Origin of the sequence: Mucilaginibacter roseus, assembly GCF_021215455.1 — a bacterium.
GTDB lineage: Bacteria > Bacteroidota > Bacteroidia > Sphingobacteriales > Sphingobacteriaceae > Mucilaginibacter > Mucilaginibacter roseus.
The window spans coordinates 368,170-392,370 of sequence record NZ_JAJPWV010000003.1; the positions used below are offsets into that span (position 1 = coordinate 368,170).

The window sequence follows — 24,201 nt, forward strand, 5'->3', positions numbered from 1 at the left end:
AGCTGAAGTTTATTTATATGAGATTTAAAAAGATCACTATTGGCTTAAGTGTATTATTAGGATGGTTTGCTGATGCCAATGCCCAAACCATTACCCGCGATGAACTAATATTTTACACCTCGGAATGGGAAGGCGAACGCTTTAAAGATGGTCGCCCCAAGATACCTGACGCGCTGGTAGAACGTGCCAAAAACATAGGTATTGAAGAAGCCTGGACAGTCTTACGTAACGAGGGTTACAACAACCAGTTTGAGCGTGGCTGGAAAACCGTGAACGACAAACCGGTTGTTGGCCGTGCGGTAACCGCCATGTTTATGCCAACGCGCCCTGATATTGAAAAGAACATCAAAGAACGCGGCAATAAGCAAGGCCGAAAGGGCAACACCAACGCCTGGCCAATTGACGTACTTACCACCGGCGATGTGTACGTGGCCGATGGCTTTGGCAAAGTGAAAGACGGCACCCTGATTGGCGATAACCTGGGCAACTCCATCTTTAAAAAATCGAGTAACGGGGTTATTTTTGATGGTGGTGCCCGTGATTTGCAAGGTCTTGCCAAAATAGATGGTTTTAACGCTTTTGTGCGCGATTTTGATCCCTCTTATCTGGCCGAGTCGGTTTTGATGGGGTTGAACACGCCTATCCGCATTGGGCAGGCCATTGTGTTGCCCGGCGACCTGGTGATCTCAGAAAGGGAAGGGGTATTGTTCATCCCGGCTCATCTGGCCGAAAAGGTGATCATTACCGCTGAATTTATCGGCTTGCGCGATAAGTTTGGACAGGAGATGCTGAAAGCCGGCACCTATACCACCGGCGAAATCGATAGCCAATGGACACCACAAATAAAAGACGCCTTCATTAAATGGCTCGATAAACATCCCGAAGAAATGAAAATGACCCGCGCACAGTTAGACCAATTTATGGAGAAGCGTACTTGGTAATTTGAAAAGAAATTATCAAAGCCCCGTTAGCCCCGTTGTTAAGCAACGGGGCTTTGTTGTTTAAAACGGATCTGAAAAAAATAAAAAAATTTGCGCAAGCATTTAATTGCGCATATATTTGCAAGCAAATACTTGCATATTATTATGGATGCCAGACGTGATGTTTTCCAGGCTATTGCCGACCCTACCCGCCGTGCCATTTTAGGCATGGTGGCTAATCAACCCCAAAATGTAAATGCCCTTGCCGAAAAGTTTGACGTGAGCAGACAAGCGGTATCATTACATGTTAAAATACTGCACGAATGCGGCTTGCTTACCATCAGGCAACAGGGACGCGAACGTTACTGCGAAGGCCGGTTTGATAAGCTAAGCGAAGTGGCCGAATGGATAGAACAATACCGCAAATTTTGGAATAGCAGGCTTGATTCGCTCGAACAATATCTTAACCAAATACAAACTAAAACCGATAAACCATGACACAAACTACAAATCAGTCACTTGTATTAAGGCGTACGCTCAACGCGCCTATCCAGCTGGTATTCAAAGCCTGGACAGACCGGGAAGCACTCGCCCAATGGTGGGGGCCGCAAGGCTCAACCGTAACGGTTAAGGAATTTAACCTTACACCGGGAGGCTTGTTCCATTACCATTTAAATTCGCAGCATGGCGAGATGTGGGGATTGTTCAAATTCAGTGAGATAGATGAACCGGGCAAGCTGGTGTTTGTAAGCTCATTTTCTGACGAGGATGGCAACCTTACCCGCGGCCCATTCTTCCCAAACTGGCCGTTGGAGATACTGAATATACTCACGCTTGAAGAATCGGACGGCAAAACCTTACTTACCCTAACCGCTGAGCCCATTAACGCTACTGATGATGAAACGAAAGTATTTACTGATTTGCATCCATCTATGCAGCAAGGTTACGCGGGCTCATTTGTTCAGTTGGAAAATTATCTCTCAAAACAATAGATCATGCAAAACGAGAAGAACACCATTACCAGCATCCGCGAATTTAATTATCAACGCGAGCAGGTATACAATGCCTTCGCCCATCCGGAATACCTGGCGCAATGGTGGGGACCTGATGGCTTTACCAATACCATCCACACATTTAACCTTAAAACAGGCGGCGACTGGACGCTGACCATGCACAGCCCCGATGGACAGGACTTTTATAACGTGAGCAAGTTTGAGCAAGTAATAGCGCCTGAGCTTATCGTGTATAAGCACCTTGACCCGGTACACGTATTTACAGGTTCGCTGACGTTCGGATATTCATCAGGTAAAACCAAAGTTGTATTTACAATGGCTTTTGAAAGCGATGAAGAATACAACAAGGTAAAAGATTTTGTTAAACCCGCCAACGAGCAGAATTTTGACCGGCTGGAAAAGGTGTTAAGCACCATGCCTGCCAACCGCGAGCTGATTTTTAGCCGATTGCTGAATGCTCCACGTGAACTGGTTTTTGACGTTTGGACAAAACCAGAACACATCATTAACTGGTGGGGGCCAAATGGCTTTACCAATACCATTGACTATATGGATGCCCGTGAAGGCGGTAGCTGGAAATACATGATGCACGGGCCCGACGGGCGAGACTATCCTAACTTTATAAAATATATTGAAGTAGTAAAGCCCGAAAAAATCCGCTACCTTCATGGTGAGCATGAGGGAGATAACGGCCAGTTTGAGGGATCCGTAACTTTAGAGGAGGCAGGCATTAACCAAACCCGCCTTACCATGCGCCTGCTGTTCCACAGTGCAGAAGAGCTTGAATATGTGGTACGTGAATTTGGCGCTGCTGATGGTGGTAACCAAACATTGAACAAATTAACCAATTACATAAATCAACTTATATCATGAAAACAGTGAACATTATTTACTGGATATTTACCATCCTGCTGGTAACATCCATGCTGTTCTCGGCTATTGGCGGCTTTAAGCCCACGCCCGAGGCAAACGCCATGATGAAACATATTGGCTTTGGTCCGCACGTTTTGCCACTGCTGAGTGTACTCAAGGTTTTAGGTTGCATAGCATTGTTGGTACCCGGTTTTCAGCGCGTGAAAGAATGGGCCTACGCCGGTTTTACGTTCGATCTGATAGGCGCAGTTTATTCTTTTATTGCAGCCGGCGACCCGCCAATGATGTGGGCACCTATCCTATTAGGCTTTGTATTCATTGTTATGTCATACATCTACTGGCATAAAAAGCTAAAGCTGAAAGCCACCCAATCACTCAGGTAGCAAATATTATTATAAAACACAAAGCCCGCTGACAAAATCAGCGGGCTTTGTATTATGTGCGTTGAACCTTATTTAGATTCTTCTTCGGTAGTTTTACCTTCGCTTTTTTTGTCGATGATCTTGATCTGATCGGCTTCCTTATCGTAATCAACCTGCATCACATCGCCATCATTCAATTCACCTTTCAGAATTTCTTCAGCAATCGGATCTTCAAGATATTTCTGAATAGCGCGTTTAAGCGGACGGGCACCGAATTGCGAGTCGTAACCTTTCTCAGCTATAAACTCCTTGGCACCGTCTGTAAGCTCAATTTTGTAACCTAAGCTGTTAACACGTCCAAACAAGTGAGCAAGTTCTATATCGATGATCTTGAATATTTCCTCTTTGCCCAATGCGTTAAACACGATCACATCATCAATACGGTTCAGAAACTCCGGCGCGAAAGCACGTTTCAGCGCATTTTCAATCACGCCTCTTGAATGAGCTTCAGCTTGCGATGTTTTGGCAGCGGTAGTGAAACCTACACCCTGACCGAAATCCTTCAACTGGCGTGCACCTATGTTAGAGGTCATGATGATGATGGTATTCCTGAAGTCAACCTTACGGCCTAATGAGTCGGTTAGCTGACCTTCGTCTAACACCTGTAACAGGATGTTAAATACGTCTGGGTGCGCCTTCTCGATCTCGTCAAGCAATACCACCGCATATGGTTTACGGCGTACCTTCTCGGTTAACTGTCCGCCTTCTTCGTAACCTACGTATCCCGGAGGCGCTCCTACTAAACGTGATACCGCGAATTTTTCCATGTACTCGCTCATATCAATTTGTATCAGCGCGTCCTCGGTATCAAACATAAAGCGGGCAAGCTCTTTGGCTAATTCCGTTTTACCAACACCTGTTGGGCCAAGGAAGATGAAAGAACCAATCGGTTTTTTCGGATCTTTCAAACCGGCACGGGTACGTTGTATGGCTCGTGTAAGCTTTTTGATAGCGTCGTCCTGTCCAATGATCTTGCCTGATATGGTATTGGTCATGGCAAGCAGCTTAGCGCTGTCAGCCTGGCCAACCTTCTGTACCGGTATGCCGGTCATCATGGCTACCACCTCGGCAACGTTATCTTCGCTTACGGTATAACGTTTTGATTTTGTCTCGGCTTCCCAAACTGATTTTGCCTGGTCAAGCTCTTCAAGCAGGTGCTTTTCGGTATCGCGAAGCTTAGCTGCTTCTTCATACTTCTGGCTGCGTACTACTTTGTTTTTCTCGATCTTGATCTGCTCTATCTTTTGCTCAATATCCAGTATATTTTGCGGTACGTGGATATTGGTTAAGTGCACACGTGAACCTGCTTCGTCAAGCGCGTCTATCGCCTTGTCAGGTAAAAACCTGTCGGTAATATAGCGGGTAGTCAGGTTAACGCAAGCTTCAATAGCTTCAGGAGTATAAGTAACACCGTGGTGCTCCTCATATTTCTCCTTAATGCGGTTCAATATCTCAACGGTTTCATCAGGAGTAGCAGGCTCAACCATTACCTTTTGGAAACGGCGATCCAAAGCGCCATCCTTTTCAATGTACTGGCGATATTCGTCTAAAGTAGTCGCGCCAATGCATTGTATTTCTCCCCTGGCTAAAGCCGGTTTAAACATGTTCGATGCATCCAGCGAGCCTGAAGCGCCGCCGGCACCCACAATGGTGTGGATCTCATCAATGAACAAAATCACATCCGGAGATTTTTCCAGTTCGTTCATCACGGCTTTCATACGTTCTTCAAACTGGCCGCGGTATTTGGTACCTGCCACCAGCGATGCCAGGTCAAGCGTAACTACGCGTTTGTTGAACAATACACGCGATACTTTACGCTGCACTATACGTAGCGCCAAACCCTCGGCAATGGCTGACTTACCCACGCCCGGTTCACCTATTAAAATGGGGTTGTTCTTTTTACGGCGAGACAATATCTGCGATACACGTTCGATTTCTTTTTCACGGCCAACGATTGGGTCCAAACGACCTTCTTCGGCAGCCTTGGTCAAATCACGGCCAAAATTGTCAAGCACAGGTGTTTTTGATTTGATGTCTGACACCTTTTTCGGCTGGCTGAATGATTCTTCTTCCTTAAAGTCATCATCGCCGCCGGTTGACGAACCCGGCATCTCGTCGGTAATGTCGTTTTTGTGCGATTCAACAGCCGCTTTAAATACCTCGTAGTTCACGTTGAACTGTGATAGTATCTGCGAGGCTATATTATCCTCGTCGCGCAGGATAGACAACAGCAGGTGCTCCGTACCTATCACATCGCTTTTAAATATTTTTGCTTCAAGGTAAGTTATCTTTAATACCTTTTCAGCTTGTTTGGTCAGCGGTATGCTGCCAATGTTTACGTTAGTTCCGGTTGTTCCTTTTACGGCATCTTCAACAGCACGGCGCAGTTTAGCGGTATCAACGCTGAAACCCTTGAGCAATTTTATTGCTACACCGTCACCATCGCGAATTAAACCTAACAAAAGATGTTCGGTACCGATATAATCATGCCCGAGGCGGATGGCCTCTTCCCTGCTATATTGTATCACATCCTTAACGCGTGGCGAAAATTTAGCTTCCATATATACCTTTCTTATGTGTGAACGTCCCTACCTTTCAATTCGCATTAATTGTTAAAGACGTGATTTTCCTATTTTTATCAACAACACTGCCAATAATCGGGGGCTACCTAAAACAGACATTGCGATGATAATGCAATCTATAAATTTTAACTAATCCCAACAATTTTATAACAACAAAAGCAGCGTTTTTCTTTTTATTTTTACAAATACGTTGAAATCCAATATTTTGACACACCGGGCAGTCAAAAAGTTTAATTGGTAAAACTTACTGAAGCCCTTTATTAACACTTACGGCAAATTCGTCAGCACGGATGACATAACGACATATATTTTTTATGTCAGTTACTTAATTATTATCCTGTTAGTTACTACCTTTATTACTCAAACCAAACCAGTTATGAAAAGAATCATTTTATTAGCAGTAGTATGCCTGCTTATTTCGGCAAACGCAACCTTAGCGCAAAATCATAATACCCACAAAGCACCTGTTTACTATGTTGACGGTACTATAGTTAACCGTGCTTACTTCGATTTTATTAAGCCGGATAGCATCAAGGAAATACATGTGATCAAAACTGATGATGAGCACCCTAACGGCGCCGTTTACATCACCCTTAACAACCCAGCCTTTTTGAAAAGAATTCTTGCCGACAAATTGTTATCTATTAAAGATATTTTACGAATAAAAGGTATAGCGGTAAAAAACAAACAACCTGTAATATATGTGTGGGATGACAAGCTGTTAACCGATACCGCAAACGTACGTGTGCCAGAAAGCTATCTGAGATCGGTAAAGCTTACACCGGCTGCAAATATGCCGTATTTTAAAACCGCCTTGCCCAACACATCGGTAGTAACAATTTTCACGAGCGTTAAGGATGGAAAGATAATGATAAGGGGCGGCGAAGCAAGCCGTTAAACCTTTATCGCTTTTTTTTGGCTTATTAATATTCATTAGCAGATATTTGCCCCTTCTAACAAGCAAATAATGGCAGACGAAAAAATAATATTCTCGATGGCCGGGGTGAATAAAATATTCCCGCCACAAAAACAGGTTCTTAAAAACATATACCTCTCTTTCTTTTACGGTGCTAAAATCGGCGTTATCGGTTTAAATGGCTCGGGTAAATCATCGCTACTAAAAATTATTGCCGGGGTTGATAAAAGCTACCAGGGCGAAGTGGTGTTTTCGCCGGGCTATACCGTTGGCATGTTAAGCCAGGAGCCGGAGCTTGATCCTGAAAAAACCGTACGCGAAGTGGTTGAGGAAGGTGTAGCCGAGATAACCTCTATTTTAAAAGAATACGAAGACATTAACGAAAAATTCGGACTGGAAGAATACTACAGCGATGCCGATAAAATGGATAAGCTGATGGCGCGCCAGGGCGAATTGCAGGATAAGATAGATGCCGTGAACGCCTGGGAACTGGATACCAAACTGGAACGTGCTATGGATGCATTGCGCTGCCCGGAGCCTGACACCAAGATAGCCGTGCTATCGGGTGGTGAGCGCCGCCGTGTGGCTTTGTGCCGCTTGTTGTTACAGGAGCCGGATGTATTATTACTGGACGAGCCGACCAACCACCTGGATGCTGAATCAATAGACTGGCTGGAGCAGCACCTGCAACAATATAAAGGCACTGTAATTGCCGTTACGCACGACCGTTACTTTTTGGATAATGTGGCCGGTTGGATACTGGAACTTGACCGTGGCGAGGGCATCCCTTGGAAGGGAAATTACTCCTCATGGCTTGACCAAAAAGCCAAACGCCTGGCACAGGAAGAAAAAACCGAAAGCAAGCGCCAAAAAACCCTGGAGCGCGAGCTGGAATGGGTGCGCATGGCGCCAAAAGCCCGCCAGGCAAAAGGTAAGGCCCGCTTATCAAACTACGAGAAACTGGCATCAGAGGAAACTAAGGACAGAGAAGAAAAGCTGGAGCTATTCATTCCGCCGGGCCCCCGTTTGGGCAACGTGGTTATTGAGGCAACCAATGTTACCAAGGCCTATGGCGATAAAGTATTGTTTGAAAACCTGAGCTTCTCGCTGCCGCCTGCGGGCATAGTAGGCATCATCGGCCCTAACGGCGCCGGTAAAACTACCTTGTTCCGCCTTATCACCGGACAGGAAACACCGGATGCGGGTAGCTTCCGTGTGGGCGAAACCGTTGCCTTAGGATATGTTGACCAGATGCACGACGACCTTGAACCCAATAAATCTGTTTGGGAAAACGTAACCGGCGGCACTGATAACATTGTGGTGGGCAACCGTACCATCAACTCACGAGCTTACGTATCGCGCTTTAACTTTAACGGTGCCGATCAGCAGAAAAAGGTAGGCGTACTTTCAGGTGGTGAGCGTAACCGTGTACATCTGTCCATCACGCTTAAAAAAGGCAGTAACGTTTTACTGCTGGATGAGCCTACAAACGATATCGACGTTAACACACTTCGTTCGCTTGAAGAAGCGCTGGAGAACTTTGGCGGTTGCGCCGTGATCATCAGTCACGACCGTTGGTTTCTTGACCGTATCTGTACCCATATACTCGCCTTTGAGGGCGACTCGCAGGTTTACTTCTTTGAGGGTAACTATACTGAGTATGAGGAAAACCGCAAAAAACGCCTTGGCGATACAGGTCCAAAGCGTATTAAATACAAAAAACTGGGTTAACCATAAAAAATGCCGGCACACGTCGGCATTTTTTATTTGCAATCAGCACGTTATCTCCAAATCTTTAATGCCTTTTTAACAATTGCGGTTAGGCAATTGTCTGCCATGTGTATCTCTTTGTAAAAAAAGGGTATAATTAAGGTAACAATCGCAATGGATTTCCATTTTATAAAATCAATAATTAGATTTGCGCATCTTAAAAAAAGGTTCTTTAATAAACATGAGTTCAATCGAAATAAATAAAGACACCTACCTGATGTGGTACGAGTCGATGCAGTTGATGCGCAAGTTCGAGGAAAAAACCGGACAACTTTATGGTCAGCAAAAAATCAGGGGCTTTTGCCACTTGTACATAGGTCAGGAAGCGGTGCTTGCCGGTGCTATGTCGGTAATACGCCATGAGGACAGCCTGATTACGGCTTACCGTGATCACGCCCACGCCCTGGCAAAAGGCACATCGCCAAGAGCTGTAATGGCCGAAATGTATGGTAAAATTACCGGTTGCTCAAAAGGTAAAGGTGGCTCGATGCACATGTTCGACAAAGAGAACCATTTCTACGGCGGTCACGGTATCGTAGGCGGCCAGATTCCACTGGGTGCAGGTATCGCTTTCGCCGAGAAATATAAAGGTACTGATAACGTAAACGTTTGCTACATGGGCGACGGTGCCGTACGTCAGGGTGCCTTAAACGAAACCTTTAACATGGCTGCCCTTTGGAAGCTGCCTGTTATCTTCATCTGCGAAAACAACGGTTACGCCATGGGTACATCAGTTGCGCGTACTACTATTGAGCCCGATATTTACAAATTAGGTATACCTTACGGCATCCCTTCATCACCTGTTGATGGTATGGATCCGGTTGCGGTACACAACGCTATGGACGAGGCTGTACAACGAGCCCGTGCCGGTGAAGGCCCGACCTTTTTGGAGATGCGTACCTACCGTTACAAAGGCCACTCCATGTCTGACCCTCAAAAGTATCGTACCAAAGAGGAGCTTGAAAGCTACAAAGCGAAAGATCCTATCGAGATAGTGAAACAAACCATCGTAAAAGAAGGTTATGCCGATGAGAAATGGTTTGAGGAGATTGATGCCAAGATAAAAGCCACTGTTGATGACGCGGTAAAATTCGCTGAAGAGTCGCCATGGCCTGATCCGTCAGAACTATATACTGACGTTTATGTGCAACAAGATTATCCTTACATTTTAGACTAACCATTATACACACAAATATAATATGGCTGAAGTAGTTAAAATGCCAAAAATGAGCGATACCATGACTGAAGGGGTATTGGCTAAATGGCATAAAAAAGTTGGCGATCAGGTAAAATCAGGCGATGTATTGGCCGAGGTTGAAACCGATAAAGCCACGATGGATTTTGAATCATTTCAGGATGGTACCCTGCTTTACATTGGTGTTGAAGAAGGTGCCGCCGTACCGGTTGACGCTGTTATTGCCGTATTAGGTAAAGAGGGCGAAGACTACAAAGCTGCTCTTGAAGCCGAAGGCGGTAGTGCTGCGGCCGATAAGAAAGAGGAAAAACCAGCCGAAGATAAAAAAGAAGAAAGCAAACCTGCGGGTGAAAGCAAACCAAAGGTTGACCTTTCAAGCATACCTGCCGCGGTTATACGTATGCCTTTATTAAGCGATACCATGACCGAGGGCGTTATCAACAAATGGAACTTTAAGGTAGGCGACAAGGTAAAATCTGACGACTCACTGGCCGATGTTGAAACCGACAAAGCCACTATGGAGGTTGTTGGTTACGAAGAAGGCACCCTGCTTTACATTGGTGTAAAAGAAGGTGAAGCCGCCAAGGTTAATGATATCATTGCCATTGTAGGTAAAGAAGGTACAGATATACAGCCATTGTTGGATGGTGGCGCTGATACCGGTAGCAGCAGCACCGGCGGTAGCAGTGAAGAAAAATCTGCTGAAACTGCAACTGCTTCTGCAACTGCTACTAAAGAGCAAGCTGCTACTTCAGATGACGACAGCCGCGTTAAAGCCTCTCCGTTAGCACGTAAAATTGCTAAGGATAAAGGCATTAACCTTAATGAGGTAAAAGGCAGCGCTGATGGTGGCCGTATCGTGAAGAAAGATATTGAGGGCTTTACCCCATCAACTAAAGAAGTTCAGGAAGCCGCTACTAAGGAAGCCGCTGCTCCAGTTAAAACTGAAAAAGCGATCTCTTTACCAACTTATACCGGCGAAGAGAGATTTACCGAGAAACCGGTTACGCAAATGCGTAAGGCTATCGGTCGCCGTTTGTCTGAAAGTTTATTCACAGCGCCGCATTTCTTTGTAACCATGTCAATCGATATGGATGCAGCTATGGCAGCCCGTGTTAAAATGAACGACATTGCACCGGTTAAAATTTCATTTAACGACCTGGTGCTTAAAGCCTGTGCCGTTGCATTGAAACAGCACCCGGTTATTAACTCAGCCTGGTTAGGCGATAAGATACGCTTTAACGAGCACGTACACATCGGTGTAGCCGTAGCGGTTGATGAAGGCCTGCTGGTACCGGTTATTAAATTCGCTGATGGCAAATCATTAAGCCACCTTTCAGTTGAGGTAAAAGAATTCGCTAAAAAAGCTAAGGACAAAAAACTTCAGCCAAATGAAATGGAAGGCTCAACCTTTACCATCTCCAACCTGGGTATGTTTGGCGTTGACGAGTTTACCGCAATCATTAACACACCAAACTCATGTATATTAGCGGTTAGCGGTATACAGGCGGTTCCGGTTGTTAAAAACGGCGCGGTAGTACCGGGCAATGTAATGAAGGTTACCTTAAGCTCTGACCACCGTACAGTTGACGGTGCATCAGCAGCGGCCTTCCTGCAAACCCTGAAAGCACTATTAGAAGAACCGGTTAGGTTACTGATATAATTTTAAGTCCGGAAGCCGGTAAAGACGGAAAGTCCGGAAGAAAAAAGCGATGGGTTTAGGCTCATCGCTTTTTTTATAAATTTTTAGAAAACCTTGTTACAAAATGAAACAGCTATTTTTCTTTTTCATAGCTAGTTTAACTGTATTTTCTGCTTGTGATAACACTTCCAATAGCAAGAAACATACACCTAAAGTTGACAGTACTTTTTCTCCTATTGTCAATAAATCAAATAGATCTGTTGACACTGTAAGAATAAGTGATAAAACGTTATCTGACAGCACTATCACAATTATCTACCCAGAACTATCACTCAAAATAAAACAGCTTATCTTATTTGATGACAGTACAACCACTATGGCAACCCAAGCGGATACGGTTAAACTCCTTGTTGATTTAGGTGAAACAATCGAGGGACAGTTAATATCACTTAATTCTGACGGCTTAACCGATGTTAAATTGGAACAACGGTATAAAACCAGCGTATCAATTGCTGATGAAGGGCCTCATTGTGATATGCTTGAATGGAAACATTATAACTCAGAATGGAAGCGATTACACAGAAATAAAGATGGGGATTTTATTTGTTTAGACTACAGCGAAAAAGATTCGCAAAAATTTCCGAGCGTAAGCATCAGAGAATTTAGATCTGCCGTAAAAAAGCATTGCGGACAAAGATGGGATACCCTTATAAGAAATGTTAATAAAGTTACAGATGCCCCAAGCAATGTTGGCATAAGCCATTTCTTTTTAAGATTAACAGGCAAACTAAAGACTTCAGGAAAAAAAATCGTGAAATTGATTGTTATAGAAACACCAATGGGGTGTTAATATTATAAATTTACCTCATGCTCTACATCGCCGTCATCGCCGCAATCATCATCTCCTACACCTTATTTCAACGCAAGCATAAACGGGCGCTTACGCAGGTTATACTTAATGATGCGCAGAAGAAATTGCTTGCGCAGCGTATCGACTTTTATAATACTTTGAATGATACCGACAAGCTTTACTTTGAGGACAAGATAGAGCAGTTTCTGGATGCGGTGCATATTGAGGGCGTAGGCCTTGAAGTAAATGATGCTGACCGGTTGATGGTTGCATCAAGCGCGGTGATACCCATTTTCGCTTTTAAGGATTGGAGTTACCGTAACGTGACCAACGTGCTGCTTTACCCCGACACGTTTGATGAGGAATACCAGTTTGAGGGCGAAAGCGGCCGCAGTATTATGGGCATGGTAGGCAGCGGCTATATGAACGGACAGATGATCCTCTCGCGCAAAGCGCTTGAAAAAGGATTTTCTAAAAACTCAGGTGCCGAAAACACCGGTATACACGAGTTTGTGCACCTGCTGGATAAGGTTGACGGCGCTACCGATGGCATCCCCGAGCAATTGCTGCCAAACGAATACATCAAGCCCTGGGTGCGCATGATGCATAAAGAGATACGGCGTATAGAGGAAGGAAAATCGGACATTAACCCTTACGCCGCTACCAACGAGGCGGAGTTCTTTGCTGTAGTTTCTGAATACTTTTTTGAGAAGCCCGATAAACTGCAGGCCCGCCACCCGGAACTGTACGAGCTGCTAAGCAAAGCTTTCGGACAAGACCCGGCCGAAAACTGATTACAGAGATTTAACTATCTTGGACAGAAATTTGCTGCGTAACTGCCGGTAATATGCAAAACAGATCGAACACGGGTATTATAGTCGCGCTTATTGTGATTGGCTGCTGGGCAACGTCCATCGTGATGTTAATGCAATGGACGGTCGATTTTGCTAATCCGCTGCTTTACCTGTTCATCCTATTGCAAGTGCACCTGTACACCGGCCTTTTCATTACAGCCCATGATGCCATGCACGGCACGGTATCATCTAACAAAGGCCTGAATAATGCCATTGGCTTCATCAGTACATTTCTATATGCCTCGTTCTGGTACCCGCATCTACATAAAAAGCACCATATGCACCACCGGCATGTGCATACCGATGACGATCCGGATTATCATCACGGTAGTTTTTTAAGCTGGTATGCGCGTTTTATACGCAACTATCTATCCATTTGGCAGATCGTTATTATGGCGGCTGCATTCAATATTCTTAAACTATGGATACCTGAGCCAAACCTAATCCTCTTCTGGGTGGTGCCGTCTTTATTGAGCACTCTTCAATTATTTTACTTCGGCACGTATCTGCCCCATAAAGGCGAACACGATAACCATCACCAAGCCCGCAGCCAGCGCCGTAACCATGTTTGGGCATTTATAAGCTGTTATTTTTTTGGCTATCATTACGAGCATCACGAGTCGCCGGCAACACCTTGGTGGCAATTGTGGAAAGCGCCTCTCCCGCCTCAATCGCAGGCAAACGGCAAACATTGATATACTACCCACCGCGGTAAGTCGTTTTAGGTTAAACAATCACTTATGCTTAAAACAGTAATAACATTATCTTTTATTACCATCCTTTCGGCAGGTGCAATCGCTCAAACAGATAGCGCCACTAAGCCATCAGAAGTAAAAACACTCAGCCTTAAACAATATGATGCCCTGCAAAAGGGCGACGACCTGTATAACATGAGCTGGGCAGCGGAGCTGAACCATTACCCTGCGCCGGATAAAGTACTTGCCGTAAAGGATAAGTTAAAGCTGGACGATGCGCAGGTAAGCAAAATAACCGCCATCAATACCGAGCTGATCCGTAAGAAAAAAGAGATGGGCGTATTCATCATCCGTAATGAGCGGGCAATTGACAGCCTTTTCCGGATAAAAAAGATTAACGACGGCAACCTGATCTATTACACTAACCGCTACGGCATATACCAGGGTGAACTGCGAAATGCTATTTTGCAGGCATGCCTCAAGACACAGAAACTGCTTACAGTAAAGCAAATAAATAAGTTTGAGCGTTTACAGGAGAACAAATAACGATTTGCCGTTGCTTTTATTTAACTTTGGCGCGTGATTGATAGAGTTGTATGAAAATTTCATTTGATTTTGAGAAACCGTTAGCCGAACTGCAACAGCAGATTGACAAGGTTGTACAAATAGAAGATAAAAACAAGCTGGATATGTCGGCCACTATTGCTGAGCTGCAAACCAAGCTTGAACAAGCACAAAAAGATATTTATGGCAACCTTACCGGTTGGCAAAAGGTGCAGATATCCCGTCATCCGGAGCGCCCTTATACTTTACAGTATATAGAGCTGATGTGTGATGATTTTATTGAGCTGCACGGCGACCGTACCGTGGGTGATGATAAAGCCATTGTAGGTGGTTTTGCTACCCTTGGCGGCCAAACGGTAATGATCATCGGCCATCAAAAGGGACGTAATACCAAAGAGCGCCAGTTCCGCAACTTTGGTATGGCCAACCCCGAGGGCTACCGCAAAGCTTTGCGACTGATGAAACTGGCCGAGAAATTTAACAAGCCTGTTATTACGTTAATCGATACCCCCGGAGCCTATCCCGGCCTGGAAGCCGAGGAACGCGGACAAGGCGAAGCCATTGCCCGCAACCTGCTGGAAATGTCGGTACTTAAAGTTCCGGTTATCTGCGTTATCATTGGCGAGGGTGCATCGGGCGGTGCATTGGGTATTGGCATTGGCGATAGAGTACTGATGCTGGATAACTCTTGGTATTCAGTTATCTCTCCGGAGAACTGCTCGACCATTCTTTGGAAAACCTGGGAAAACAAGGAGCGCGCGGCAGAAGTATTAAAATTAACCTCCACCGAGATGCTAAAGAACAAGCTGATTGACGGCGTGGTTAAGGAGCCTCTTGGCGGTGCCCATCAGGATCCGGTGGCTATGGCTACTATCCTGAAAAAGCAATTGATTAAGGAACTTAAAGAGCTTAAACAAAAAGACGTTAATCAACTGGTTTCGGAGCGTATCGACAAATTCGGTTCAATGGGTGTTGTTATTGAGGATGAGCCTGAAGTTGCCGAGCCAGCGGCTAAACAACCGGAATAAAATATTTAAACAATATAAACAAGAAAAGCGGCCATAAGCCGCTTTTCTTGTTTATATACCCCGGCAATTATTGCTGAGGTACACCAAACTTGCTACTGAAGCTTTTTAGCTGATCAGCGTACTTTTTGTTTAATGTAGTTTGATGGAAATCTTTGGTTAAACCAACCAGGCCATTAAGTAATGACATGGTGAACTGCATATCTCTATCTGAACCTGATGAATCGCCGTTTTGCATAGTAGCATACCTATAATCCAACATGTTTACCAGGTAATCATCAATTTGCTCGGCCAGCTTATTGCCTATCTTAAATTCGCCTACGCGGTAAGCGCTTTCGAGCAGGTAATACTTGCGCACGGCAACTTCCTGTACCGGTATGTCCGTCGGCATTTCGGCATCGTATTTAGCTAAAAGTTTTTTAACCTGATCGTTCTTACCTTCTTTAATCAGGTTATCAGCCAGGTTCATGTACATACGCGAAATAAGCGGATAGAACATCGTCAGCGACTCATGATCCAGGTATTTGGCCGTTTTAAAGTTGCCGTATTTAAACTTGTTTACCATGTTGTCATACATCTTTTGGCTGTTGGTGGCCTCTAACGGCGCAACGGTGGTATCCGGTTTAATCGGCATCAGGTGGTATGCAAAACCTTCGTTATACAAATAACGGTCAAGGCCTATCATGTTGTCGCTGCCCACGGTTACGGCAAAGTAAATCGGGCGCTTCCAATCGTTATGTGCCAGTATATCCATCAGGGCAAGGTTATCCTTGGTGATGTAATTGCCGGGGTAAGTCCATTCAATAGCAGTTTCGGCTTGTGCCGCCTTATCAGTCGGGATAGCGCCTGATTTGATGGCTTCGTTGGCATCAACCGCAAGTTTGAACTTTTTAGTTGGCAGGTAGTTAGTTTTTTCGCCGCTTTGCAATTCAGCCATAGCCCGCGGATCGTCAGACGTAATAAAGTCAAACAACTCCTTAATATCCGTAGAACCCGGCACATTGCCATCGCTGTAATAAATTACATCGCGCACGCCGGCCTGGAACTTCTCGTTAGGCATCGATATTGGCAACGGTGCCGACTCATTCATTTTTTCCTTCATCTGGCGGATGTACCAATCGGTACCCAGCAAGCTCAGGTTAACAATGCGCACGTCAGGCCTTACACCTTCAACTTCCTGTATGTACCAAAGCGGATAGGTGTCATTATCACCGTAAACAAACAATATAGCATTTGGCGCGCATGAGTTAAGGTAGTTATAAGCCATATCATGCGGGGTGAGCTTGGTAGAGCGGTCATGATCGTCCCACTCCTGACTGGCCATTAATGCCGGCGCTGCAAGCAAACAAACCGCAGTTGATATTACCGCAGCTGTTTTAGCATTCAATCTGCTCAATATTTCGGCAATAAATAATACGCCCAGGCCGATCCATATGGCAAAGGCGTAGAACGAGCCTGCGTAAGCATAATCACGTTCACGTGGCTGCAGCGGATCCTGGTTAAGGTAAAGCACAATAGCCAAACCCGTAAAAAAGAATAACACGCCCACAATACCTGCATCCTTTTGGTTACGGCGGAAGTGGTATACCGCACCCATCAAACCAATGATCAGCGGAAGCGCATATAAACGATTGTACGATTTGCTTTTGGTTACTGAATATGGTAAGGGCTGGTTGGCACGATAGCCGGTTACCCAGTTACCATCAATACCGCCGGCATCAACCTGTCCGTCCTGCTCATTGGTACGGCCAACAAAGTTCCATAAAAAGTAGCGGGTATACATTTGAGTAACCTGCCACGTCCAGAAAAATTTAAAGTTGGTCACCATATTCGGACTTTCTTCTGCACCGAGGCCTGTCCACTGGCGGTAGAATTGCGCATGGTTCGGCTTATCGCTGAACATGCGCGGGAAGAACGTATTACGGTCGTAAATATTTTTGATTTTTGTGCCGGCAACCTCGTATTTCTCTTTACCGCGACGATAAATTTTAGCACCCTCTTTCTGGTCGGTTAGTTTTGAATCAAAGAACTGGCCGTAAAGCAGCGGGGTATCGCCATACTGGTCGCGGTTCAGGTAACCGTTCAGGGCGAATGCATCCTGCGGATCGCTATTGTTCAGATTGGTACCCGCTTTAGCACGTATTACGATCATCACAAATGAACTGTAGCCAAACAGGATAAAGGCTAAACAAACCAGAAAGCTATTTAAAGCGAAACGCTTTTCGCGAATTTTAACCACATACTCTAAAAACGCCAGTACTGCAACAGCCACAACAACGCCCACAATACCGCTGCTGATGCCTGCAAGCAATACAAAACATACGGCTGCGGCTATTATGGCAGGCTTAACCGGGTTAATGGTATAATATATACCTGTTACCAGCAAGGCTATCAGCAACACAAAAAAGGTTATGGCACCTGAGCCAAAGCCTAAGCCAAGCGTATTTACAAACAACAGGTCAGAGAATGCGGCACCTTTAACGGTGAACTGGATAACGCCCCACAGCACAAACGCCACGGCTACAATACCACCAAAAAACCAAAGTAACGCACCTTTTGAGGTAGCTTTATCGGCCTTGCGGAAGTAGATAACCAACGCGATAGCCGGTATAACCAGTAAGTTAAGTAAGTGTATACCGATAGATAAGCCCATGATGTAGGCAATGAAAACTATCCAGCGATTAGCGTGCGGTTCATCGGCATGGGCTTCCCATTTCAGGATGGCCCAGAAAACGATAGCTGTACATAATGACGATTCGGCATAAACTTCCGACTCAACGGCCGAGAACCAGAACGTATCAGAGAAAGTATAAGCCAGTGAACCTACCAGGCCCGCACCTATTATAAGGATGATGTTAGCTGTAGTAATTTGAACGCCCGGTTTTACCAGCAGTTTTTTTGCAAGCGCGGTTATCGTCCAGAACAGGAACAATATGGTAGCGCTGCTCGACAGGGCTGATGCCATGTTGGTAAAATAGGCAACCTTGGCGTTATCGCCCATGGAAAGCAGGGAGAAAACCTTACCGATCATGGTAAACAGCGGCGCGCCGGGCTGGTGGGCCACCTGCAACCGGTAGATACAGGCAATAAACTCGCCGCAATCCCAAAAACTGGTTGATGGCTCGAGCGTTAAAACGTAGGTAACGGTGGCTATTAAAAAGGCCAGCCAACCAAAAAGATTGTTTATCTTGTTGTAATTCATCGTCAAATGATATAAGTACTATACGGCTTTACAAGCTGCCGAAAATAACAAACTATCCTTAATGTTACTATTAAAAACTTAGCTGTTAACATAATTTAACGCTGTAACCGGGTGCAACAAAATGGCTTATGATTTTTTTTCAAAAAAATTTTTAGCATTTCAAAAAACGTCTTACATTTGCATTCCGTTCAGAAAAGCAATTATCTAACGGAGATTGCCTGATAGTATAATGGTAGTACGACGGTTTTTGGTACCGTTTGTCTTGGTTCGAATCCAGGTCGGGCAACAACAAAAAGATTCGGATTTTGAATTTTCAGTTTCGGCTTAAACCGATAGAGAATTTGAAATCCGAATTGTGTTTTTAAGGTTTTATACAAACAAACGTAGCTGCTTAAAACGGTGGTTGCCTAAGTTTGAAATCTAAATAAAATGCCGTTACAGTTCAACCCTGTTAAATTATTCTCCGGAATAGGTTCGAGGCAGCTGGCCATTGATATATCGGCAAGCTATGGCCGTGAACTTGGTGAAGTTGTCCTTTCACGCTTTAGCGATGGCGAATTTCAGCCCCACTTTAATGAGTCGGTACGCGGTTGCGATGTATTTTTAATACAATCAACCAACCAGCCTACTGATAACCTGATGGAGTTGCTGATGCTGATTGATGCGGCACGCCGCGCTTCGGCACATTATGTAACGGCGGTTATACCTTATTTTGGATTAGCCAGGCAAGACCGTAAGGACAAACCGCGTGTAGCCATTGGTGCCAAGCTGGTTGCCAATTTGCTGGTTGCAGCGGGCATTAACCGCATCATGACCATGGATTTGCACGCAGCGCAGATACAGGGCTTTTTTGATGTTCCGGTTGATCACCTGGACGCCTCGGTAATATTTGTGCCTTATATTAAAAGCCTTGGGCTTGAAAACCTGACCATTGCATCGCCGGACATGGGCGGCTCATACCGCGCACGCAGCTTTGCCAAGTTTTTTAACGCCGAGGTGGTTATTTGCGATAAACGCCGCAAACGCGCAAACGAGATCGAATCAATGACGGTGATAGGCGACGTGGTTGACCAGGACATTGTTTTGATAGATGATATTTGCGATACGGCCGGCACCCTGTCTAAAGCGGCAGGACTGATCATGGAGCGCGGCGCGCGTAGTGTAAGGGCTGTGTGTACTCATCCGGTATTATCGGGCAAGGCGTATGAAACTATCGAGAACTCGGCTTTAACTGAGCTGATTGTGACTGATACCATACCGCTTAAGCACGAAAGTGACAAGATCAGGGTTTTATCAACCGCGGAGCTGTTTGCCAAGGCAATAGCTAACGTTAACGAGCATGGCTCAATAAGCCAGCTGTTTAAAGTAGATTAAAAGAAAAAATATAGTTCATGCTGATAATAATCGACATGAACAGATAAAGAGCTTATGGCGATAGGACGCCATGAATTAAATAAATAACAATAAATAAAAATGAAATCATTTGCTATTAGCGGTTCTCCGAGAGAGAACGTAGGGAAAAGAGATGCTAAAGAGCTGCGCTACCAAAGCCAGGTGCCTGCAGTTCTGTACGGAGGTGAAACTCAAACTCACTTCTCAGTATCCGCAGCTGATTTGAAAGCCGTTGTTTACACACCGGTTGTTCACTTCATCGACCTTGACATTGCCGGTACTAAAACACAGGCTATTATTAAAGATATTCAGTTTCACCCGTTAACTGAACAACTTTTACACGTTGACTTTTTACAGCTTGACGAGAACAAACCAATTGCTATCGAAATCCCTGTAAAATTAACCGGTACATCTCCGGGTGTAAAAGTAGGTGGTAAACTGGTTCAAAAACTGCGTAAACTGCGTGTTAAAGGGTTACCTAAAGATCACCTGGATAACATTGAAGTTAGCATCGAGGAACTTGAAGTTGGTAAATCAGTTCGCGTTCGCGATATTAAATTAGATAACCTGGTTATCACCAACGCTCAGGAAGATACGATTGTATCAGTAACTACTTCACGTGCGTTACGTCAGGCTGAGCAGGAAGCTGCCAAAGGCAAATAATCTCAGATAGCGATATCTGCAATTAATAAAAAAGCGGTAAGGATAATCCTTACCGCTTTTTTTTGTGACCTGATTTTTTTTATTTGGTTTTCAGCACATTGAATTTATAAGTATACGTGAGCAGAAAGTATCGTTTAAGCGTATTGTTTTGCCCGTCAATAAGTGCGTTGGTGGTAGTAAACCTGTAGATATTGATGTTTTGGTCGAGGATATCATATACGGCCAGCTTAATCTCACCCTGCTCCTTTTTAAACATCTGCAATGCCACCGATGCACTCAGGATATTGTTGCTTTTACGGAAACCATCGGCAATTTGTGAGTTGTATACAAACTCCTGCTTACCCTCCCAAACTACTTTTTGCGGCCAGCGTACATTGATGTTATTTTGCATGGTAAAACCCTTCAGGTTTTGGTTTTGGCCGCTGGCGTAGTCATATCTTGTCCAGTTACGGAAATAGGTGAAACTGGTATTAAGCTCTATCTTATCATTCCATGACACCTCTCCGGCCTGCGTAAACGTTGCTGTCCAGTTACGCTCTTTACCGGCATCGCCGTTTATTAAATTTATCCGTTCGCGGTAGTACGGCCCCAGGCTGCTGCGCAACCCGAATCGCCATATTTTACTTTTTTTAAACTCCTTACCAAATGAATACGAGCCGTACAAATCAGCGCTTTGGCCGGCGTTTACAGGCATACTGGTTTGTATACCTTCGCCGGTTATTGTGCTTTTATGTATTACGGTATTTTGTGTGATAGTGTAACTAAAATATGCGTACATATTTATGCCCTTTTCAAAATTGTAATTGTAGTAATTGAGATTAAAACGCGTACTGGGCGAAGGCTTAAGATCAGGATTACCGATAAACGATGCCTGTGGACTATATACAATGGTAACCGGCCTCAAGTCAGAAATGGAGGGCAAATTATAACTTCTGTCCATTGAAATAGAAATACCATCAAATAACTCCAGTCTTAGCGTAGGCAGTAAAAAGTTGTATGCTCTTTTTACCGTTCCTACATCAAACACATCGGTAAGGTTTTGCCACTGGCTGGTTAGCCCCGCAATTATGGAAACCTTTTTGAAGGGACGCCAGGTAATACCCGGCTTAACATTTTTAGTCCAGTTTCGCCGGTTAAGATCAGCGCTTTGGTCAGGTAACAATATGCTATAACGGTTGGTGTTGGTATCCCGATCGTACACAAATTGATTTTGATCGAAGTTGTTGTAATCAACTGACGTAACTATATCAACCACCAGCTTTTTTGAAAAGGGATAACGGTAACTCAGCGACAGGCTGCCCGAGCTGTTTTTATTATCGCTCGTATTATATCTGTCTAACATGTATGATGGTAATGCCGTTGAGTAACTCACCGTACGGTTTTTAGTAAAGCCCTCTGCATTGCTGGGGTTAAAGCTCAGGTTATGCATAAGCGTGAATGATTCCTCCCGGCGCTTTTTACCCCGCTTGTTATAAACCAGGTTATGCCCAAAGGTTGATGAACGATTATCATTGGTACTATTACCCTCGCTATCGCTAACACGTGCGTCAAAATCATTGAAACTGTTACCGGTTGATCTGCTGTTACTGTTATTATTGTTAAACGAGACATTAGGCCGGTATGTGAGGCTGTTTAAGCTGTCTGGATTCCAACTAACCAAACCACTTATGCTATGTGCAAAACTGTTACTGCCTGACTTGTCGGCATTACGGTTAAACAACGTAGTATCCCTTAAAAACTGTTTTACCGAACTGCTGCTTTCATTAATGTTGCGGGTTTCATTATAAAAATACATCAGGTTCAGTTTTAGCTTTTTTCCGTAATCAGTATTCAGGTTAAAGCCACTTGATGTTACTTTTTCGATACCGCCCCAGCCACGGCCGCCAAGCTGCACCGAACCGTTCCATAAGGCGTCGCTCCCGCTACGGTCAAACCCGCCATTGCTGTATAGGTCCTGGCTGCTAAAACCCGTTTTGTTCAGGTTATTGCTAATGGCAATTACACTGAGTTGCAGTGTATCTCTGAACATGTTGAACAAACCACCGGTTTCATACCTGTCCCGACTACCGCCACCGCCATAAACCTTGCCGAATATGCTGCGCTTGATGGCACGCTTCAACTTAATGTTCACAATCTTGTTTACATTCACCGCGCTGATTAAATGGTCGGGGTCGTTCTCCCTATCGTCATACACCTGCACTTTGTCTACAATAGATGCGTCGAGGTTTTTGGTAGCAATTTTGGGGTCGTTACCGAAAAATTCCTTCCCATCAATCAGCAGCTTACTTACAGTTTTACCATTTACGGTGAACGAGCCATCCTTATTAACCTGCATACCAGGTATCTTTTTCAATAGTTCCTCGAGCATGGCATTGGGGCGTGTTTTAAAGGCTTCCGCATTAAATTCAATGGTATCCTTTTTCATTACAATGGGTACGCGTTCTCCTTTAATCACCACCTCATCCATCATACTGCCTGCCATAGTAATTTTACCCACATCGGTAACGTCAGCAGTTTTAAAATTGAAGTTTTTACGGTACGATTTATAAGTAACAAAGGTGACGAGCAACTTAATATCATGATTAAGCGGCAGCCCCGACAACTCAAACCCGCCGTTTGCGCGGCTCAGGGTATAGGCAACCATTGATGAATCCTTAACATCAATTACGGTAACGGTGGCATGTTCGAGCGGCTGGTTACTGGCCGAATCAATTACAGTACCTTTTAAAGAAGCTTTGTTTTGCGCCGATGCCGTAAAAAATAACAGGCAGCACAAAAGTGATAAAAGGGTTGGTTTCATTAAATTGTGACAAGCGTGCGTTTAAAGTTGCGATTTTAACGGCAAGTAAATGCTTTTATTTCAAATATTTAATTGTCATTAACACATTTTAACATTTTGCATCATAAATATTACCTGCCCGGATTTATGAGTGATGCTCGGCAAAACCCTATCTTTGTCACGAAGTTGTTTCATTAAAAAATACAGCTTACTGTAACGTTCACAAAAATTAACCGTCTTTTCCTGTAAATGAAGTATTTGATAGTTGGGTTGGGTAACATAGGCCCTGAGTATGCCGATACACGACATAACATTGGTTTTATGGTACTTGACGAGCTTGCACGCCAGGATGGGGTTAGGTTTAGTATGGGACGCCATGCTTACCATGCCGAAACCTCTTTTAAAGGCCGCAAGTTGCATTTAATAAAACCCACTACCTATATGAATTTGAGCGGGAAAGCGCTTAGCTATTGGATGAATGAACTTAAAATACCATTGGAAAACGTATTGGTTATTGTTGATGACCTTGCCTTGCCCCTGGGTACTTTACGTTTAAAACCAAAAGGCAGCGCGGCGGGCCATAACGGATTGCGCCACATTGAAGCCACGCTCGGCCACAATAATTACGCACGGTTACGCTTCGGGATAAGTGACAATTTTCCGAAAGGGCAGCAGGTTGATTATGTGCTGAGCAGTTTTGATGCGGACGAAATTCCGGAACTACCCACCCTTGTTGATCGCTCGATTGACATGATTAAAAGTTTTGCCACCATTGGTACCGAACTTACCATGACCCGGTACAATAAGTAGCAAATGTTAAATTTTTTGTAATAGCCCGTTAAAT

General features: G+C 44.6%; 20 protein-coding genes and 1 tRNA gene. 18 read left to right on the top strand and 3 right to left on the bottom strand.

The annotated features are described in order from the left end of the window. Nucleotides 1-17: 17 nt before the first annotated feature. The 5 genes from LT679_RS10705 (at nucleotide 18) to LT679_RS10725 (ending at nucleotide 3,189) form a co-directional block, all read left to right on the top strand. Nucleotides 18-941: an RraA family protein gene (locus tag LT679_RS10705; protein ID WP_232177584.1), complete on the top strand. Its 924-nt coding sequence runs from the start codon at nucleotides 18-20 to the stop codon at nucleotides 939-941. 144 nt (nucleotides 942-1,085) lie between these two features. After that, the gene (locus LT679_RS10710; RefSeq protein ID WP_228954465.1) at nucleotides 1,086-1,418 is read left to right on the top strand and encodes an ArsR/SmtB family transcription factor; all 333 of its coding nucleotides are present in this window, start codon (nucleotides 1,086-1,088) and stop codon (nucleotides 1,416-1,418) included. Further along, entirely contained in the window at nucleotides 1,415-1,912 is a 498-nt protein-coding gene (locus tag LT679_RS10715) for an SRPBCC family protein (protein WP_232177585.1), read from the top strand. Before LT679_RS10710 ends, LT679_RS10715 begins: the two co-directional genes overlap by 4 nt. 3 nt (nucleotides 1,913-1,915) lie before the next feature. Beyond that, complete coding sequence (locus tag LT679_RS10720) at nucleotides 1,916-2,806, top strand: SRPBCC family protein (protein WP_232177586.1); 891 nt, start codon at nucleotides 1,916-1,918, stop codon at nucleotides 2,804-2,806. Next, nucleotides 2,803-3,189, top strand: coding sequence for a DoxX family protein (locus LT679_RS10725; RefSeq protein WP_232177587.1), 387 nt, complete (start codon nucleotides 2,803-2,805; stop codon nucleotides 3,187-3,189). Before LT679_RS10720 ends, LT679_RS10725 begins: the two co-directional genes overlap by 4 nt. A gap of 68 nt (nucleotides 3,190-3,257) precedes the next feature. On the opposite strand, the gene LT679_RS10730 is transcribed toward LT679_RS10725, so the two are convergent. After that, entirely contained in the window at nucleotides 3,258-5,789 is a 2,532-nt protein-coding gene (locus LT679_RS10730; RefSeq protein ID WP_232177588.1) for an ATP-dependent Clp protease ATP-binding subunit, read from the bottom strand. A gap of 397 nt (nucleotides 5,790-6,186) precedes the next feature. Between LT679_RS10730 and LT679_RS10735 the strand changes: the two genes are divergently transcribed. The 9 genes from LT679_RS10735 to LT679_RS10775 all read left to right on the top strand — a co-directional run bounded on the left by LT679_RS10735 (nucleotide 6,187) and on the right by LT679_RS10775 (nucleotide 15,324). Further along, nucleotides 6,187-6,708 carry a hypothetical protein gene (locus LT679_RS10735; protein WP_232177589.1) on the top strand — a complete coding sequence of 174 codons (522 nt, stop codon included), beginning with the start codon at nucleotides 6,187-6,189 and terminating at the stop codon, nucleotides 6,706-6,708. 69 nt (nucleotides 6,709-6,777) lie between these two features. Further along, nucleotides 6,778-8,457 (top strand): energy-dependent translational throttle protein EttA, encoded by a 1,680-nt coding sequence (gene ettA / locus LT679_RS10740; protein WP_232177590.1) that lies wholly within the window; start codon nucleotides 6,778-6,780, stop codon nucleotides 8,455-8,457. Nucleotides 8,458-8,677: 220 nt separating this feature from the next. Next, nucleotides 8,678-9,673 carry a pyruvate dehydrogenase (acetyl-transferring) E1 component subunit alpha gene (gene pdhA, locus LT679_RS10745; protein WP_232177591.1) on the top strand — a complete coding sequence of 332 codons (996 nt, stop codon included), beginning with the start codon at nucleotides 8,678-8,680 and terminating at the stop codon, nucleotides 9,671-9,673. Nucleotides 9,674-9,695: 22 nt separating this feature from the next. Next, on the top strand, nucleotides 9,696-11,354 hold the full coding sequence (locus tag LT679_RS10750; protein ID WP_232177592.1) for a pyruvate dehydrogenase complex dihydrolipoamide acetyltransferase: 1,659 nt from the start codon (nucleotides 9,696-9,698) through the stop codon (nucleotides 11,352-11,354). A 103-nt stretch (nucleotides 11,355-11,457) separates the two neighbouring features. Continuing rightward, nucleotides 11,458-12,183 carry a hypothetical protein gene (locus LT679_RS10755; RefSeq protein ID WP_232177593.1) on the top strand — a complete coding sequence of 242 codons (726 nt, stop codon included), beginning with the start codon at nucleotides 11,458-11,460 and terminating at the stop codon, nucleotides 12,181-12,183. Between the two features lie 17 nt (nucleotides 12,184-12,200). After that, nucleotides 12,201-12,977: a M90 family metallopeptidase gene (locus LT679_RS10760; RefSeq protein ID WP_232177594.1), complete on the top strand. Its 777-nt coding sequence runs from the start codon at nucleotides 12,201-12,203 to the stop codon at nucleotides 12,975-12,977. Between the two features lie 53 nt (nucleotides 12,978-13,030). Next, the gene (locus LT679_RS10765) at nucleotides 13,031-13,732 is read left to right on the top strand and encodes a fatty acid desaturase (RefSeq protein ID WP_232177595.1); all 702 of its coding nucleotides are present in this window, start codon (nucleotides 13,031-13,033) and stop codon (nucleotides 13,730-13,732) included. Between the two features lie 45 nt (nucleotides 13,733-13,777). Continuing rightward, the gene (locus LT679_RS10770) at nucleotides 13,778-14,278 is read left to right on the top strand and encodes a hypothetical protein (protein ID WP_232177596.1); all 501 of its coding nucleotides are present in this window, start codon (nucleotides 13,778-13,780) and stop codon (nucleotides 14,276-14,278) included. A gap of 50 nt (nucleotides 14,279-14,328) precedes the next feature. Beyond that, nucleotides 14,329-15,324: an acetyl-CoA carboxylase carboxyltransferase subunit alpha gene (locus LT679_RS10775; RefSeq protein ID WP_232177597.1), complete on the top strand. Its 996-nt coding sequence runs from the start codon at nucleotides 14,329-14,331 to the stop codon at nucleotides 15,322-15,324. A gap of 67 nt (nucleotides 15,325-15,391) precedes the next feature. Here the strand turns inward: LT679_RS10775 and LT679_RS10780 are convergent, their stop codons facing one another. Then, nucleotides 15,392-18,523, bottom strand: coding sequence for a glycosyltransferase family 117 protein (locus LT679_RS10780; RefSeq protein WP_232177598.1), 3,132 nt, complete (start codon nucleotides 18,521-18,523; stop codon nucleotides 15,392-15,394). Between the two features lie 215 nt (nucleotides 18,524-18,738). Here LT679_RS10780 and LT679_RS10785 point away from each other — a divergent pair. From LT679_RS10785 to LT679_RS10795, 3 genes are all read left to right on the top strand, one after another. Next, nucleotides 18,739-18,809, top strand: a tRNA-Gln gene (locus LT679_RS10785). Between the two features lie 143 nt (nucleotides 18,810-18,952). Then, nucleotides 18,953-19,897: a ribose-phosphate pyrophosphokinase gene (locus LT679_RS10790; protein ID WP_232177599.1), complete on the top strand. Its 945-nt coding sequence runs from the start codon at nucleotides 18,953-18,955 to the stop codon at nucleotides 19,895-19,897. A gap of 99 nt (nucleotides 19,898-19,996) precedes the next feature. Beyond that, nucleotides 19,997-20,578: a 50S ribosomal protein L25/general stress protein Ctc gene (locus LT679_RS10795; RefSeq protein ID WP_232177600.1), complete on the top strand. Its 582-nt coding sequence runs from the start codon at nucleotides 19,997-19,999 to the stop codon at nucleotides 20,576-20,578. Nucleotides 20,579-20,657: 79 nt separating this feature from the next. Here the strand turns inward: LT679_RS10795 and LT679_RS10800 are convergent, their stop codons facing one another. Beyond that, nucleotides 20,658-23,378, bottom strand: a complete 2,721-nt coding sequence (locus tag LT679_RS10800; protein WP_232177601.1) for an outer membrane beta-barrel protein — start codon at nucleotides 23,376-23,378, stop codon at nucleotides 20,658-20,660. A 228-nt stretch (nucleotides 23,379-23,606) separates the two neighbouring features. Between LT679_RS10800 and pth the strand changes: the two genes are divergently transcribed. After that, nucleotides 23,607-24,167 carry an aminoacyl-tRNA hydrolase gene (pth, locus tag LT679_RS10805; RefSeq protein WP_232177602.1) on the top strand — a complete coding sequence of 187 codons (561 nt, stop codon included), beginning with the start codon at nucleotides 23,607-23,609 and terminating at the stop codon, nucleotides 24,165-24,167. Nucleotides 24,168-24,201: the final 34 nt, after the last annotated feature.

What these genes read in the sequence shown, in the direction of transcription:
- LT679_RS10705 (WP_232177584.1), top strand. Translation starts at nt 18, where the DNA reads ATGAGATTTAAAAAGATCACTATTGGCTTAAGTGTATTATTAGGATGG.
- LT679_RS10710 (WP_228954465.1), top strand. Translation starts at nt 1,086, where the DNA reads ATGGATGCCAGACGTGATGTTTTCCAGGCTATTGCCGACCCTACCCGC.
- LT679_RS10715 (WP_232177585.1), top strand. Translation starts at nt 1,415, where the DNA reads ATGACACAAACTACAAATCAGTCACTTGTATTAAGGCGTACGCTCAAC.
- LT679_RS10720 (WP_232177586.1), top strand. Translation starts at nt 1,916, where the DNA reads ATGCAAAACGAGAAGAACACCATTACCAGCATCCGCGAATTTAATTAT.
- LT679_RS10725 (WP_232177587.1), top strand. Translation starts at nt 2,803, where the DNA reads ATGAAAACAGTGAACATTATTTACTGGATATTTACCATCCTGCTGGTA.
- LT679_RS10730 (WP_232177588.1), bottom strand. Translation starts at nt 5,789, where the DNA reads ATGGAAGCTAAATTTTCGCCACGCGTTAAGGATGTGATACAATATAGC.
- LT679_RS10735 (WP_232177589.1), top strand. Translation starts at nt 6,187, where the DNA reads ATGAAAAGAATCATTTTATTAGCAGTAGTATGCCTGCTTATTTCGGCA.
- ettA (WP_232177590.1), top strand. Translation starts at nt 6,778, where the DNA reads ATGGCAGACGAAAAAATAATATTCTCGATGGCCGGGGTGAATAAAATA.
- pdhA (WP_232177591.1), top strand. Translation starts at nt 8,678, where the DNA reads ATGAGTTCAATCGAAATAAATAAAGACACCTACCTGATGTGGTACGAG.
- LT679_RS10750 (WP_232177592.1), top strand. Translation starts at nt 9,696, where the DNA reads ATGGCTGAAGTAGTTAAAATGCCAAAAATGAGCGATACCATGACTGAA.
- LT679_RS10755 (WP_232177593.1), top strand. Translation starts at nt 11,458, where the DNA reads ATGAAACAGCTATTTTTCTTTTTCATAGCTAGTTTAACTGTATTTTCT.
- LT679_RS10760 (WP_232177594.1), top strand. Translation starts at nt 12,201, where the DNA reads ATGCTCTACATCGCCGTCATCGCCGCAATCATCATCTCCTACACCTTA.
- LT679_RS10765 (WP_232177595.1), top strand. Translation starts at nt 13,031, where the DNA reads ATGCAAAACAGATCGAACACGGGTATTATAGTCGCGCTTATTGTGATT.
- LT679_RS10770 (WP_232177596.1), top strand. Translation starts at nt 13,778, where the DNA reads ATGCTTAAAACAGTAATAACATTATCTTTTATTACCATCCTTTCGGCA.
- LT679_RS10775 (WP_232177597.1), top strand. Translation starts at nt 14,329, where the DNA reads ATGAAAATTTCATTTGATTTTGAGAAACCGTTAGCCGAACTGCAACAG.
- LT679_RS10780 (WP_232177598.1), bottom strand. Translation starts at nt 18,523, where the DNA reads ATGAATTACAACAAGATAAACAATCTTTTTGGTTGGCTGGCCTTTTTA.
- LT679_RS10790 (WP_232177599.1), top strand. Translation starts at nt 18,953, where the DNA reads ATGCCGTTACAGTTCAACCCTGTTAAATTATTCTCCGGAATAGGTTCG.
- LT679_RS10795 (WP_232177600.1), top strand. Translation starts at nt 19,997, where the DNA reads ATGAAATCATTTGCTATTAGCGGTTCTCCGAGAGAGAACGTAGGGAAA.
- LT679_RS10800 (WP_232177601.1), bottom strand. Translation starts at nt 23,378, where the DNA reads ATGAAACCAACCCTTTTATCACTTTTGTGCTGCCTGTTATTTTTTACG.
- pth (WP_232177602.1), top strand. Translation starts at nt 23,607, where the DNA reads ATGAAGTATTTGATAGTTGGGTTGGGTAACATAGGCCCTGAGTATGCC.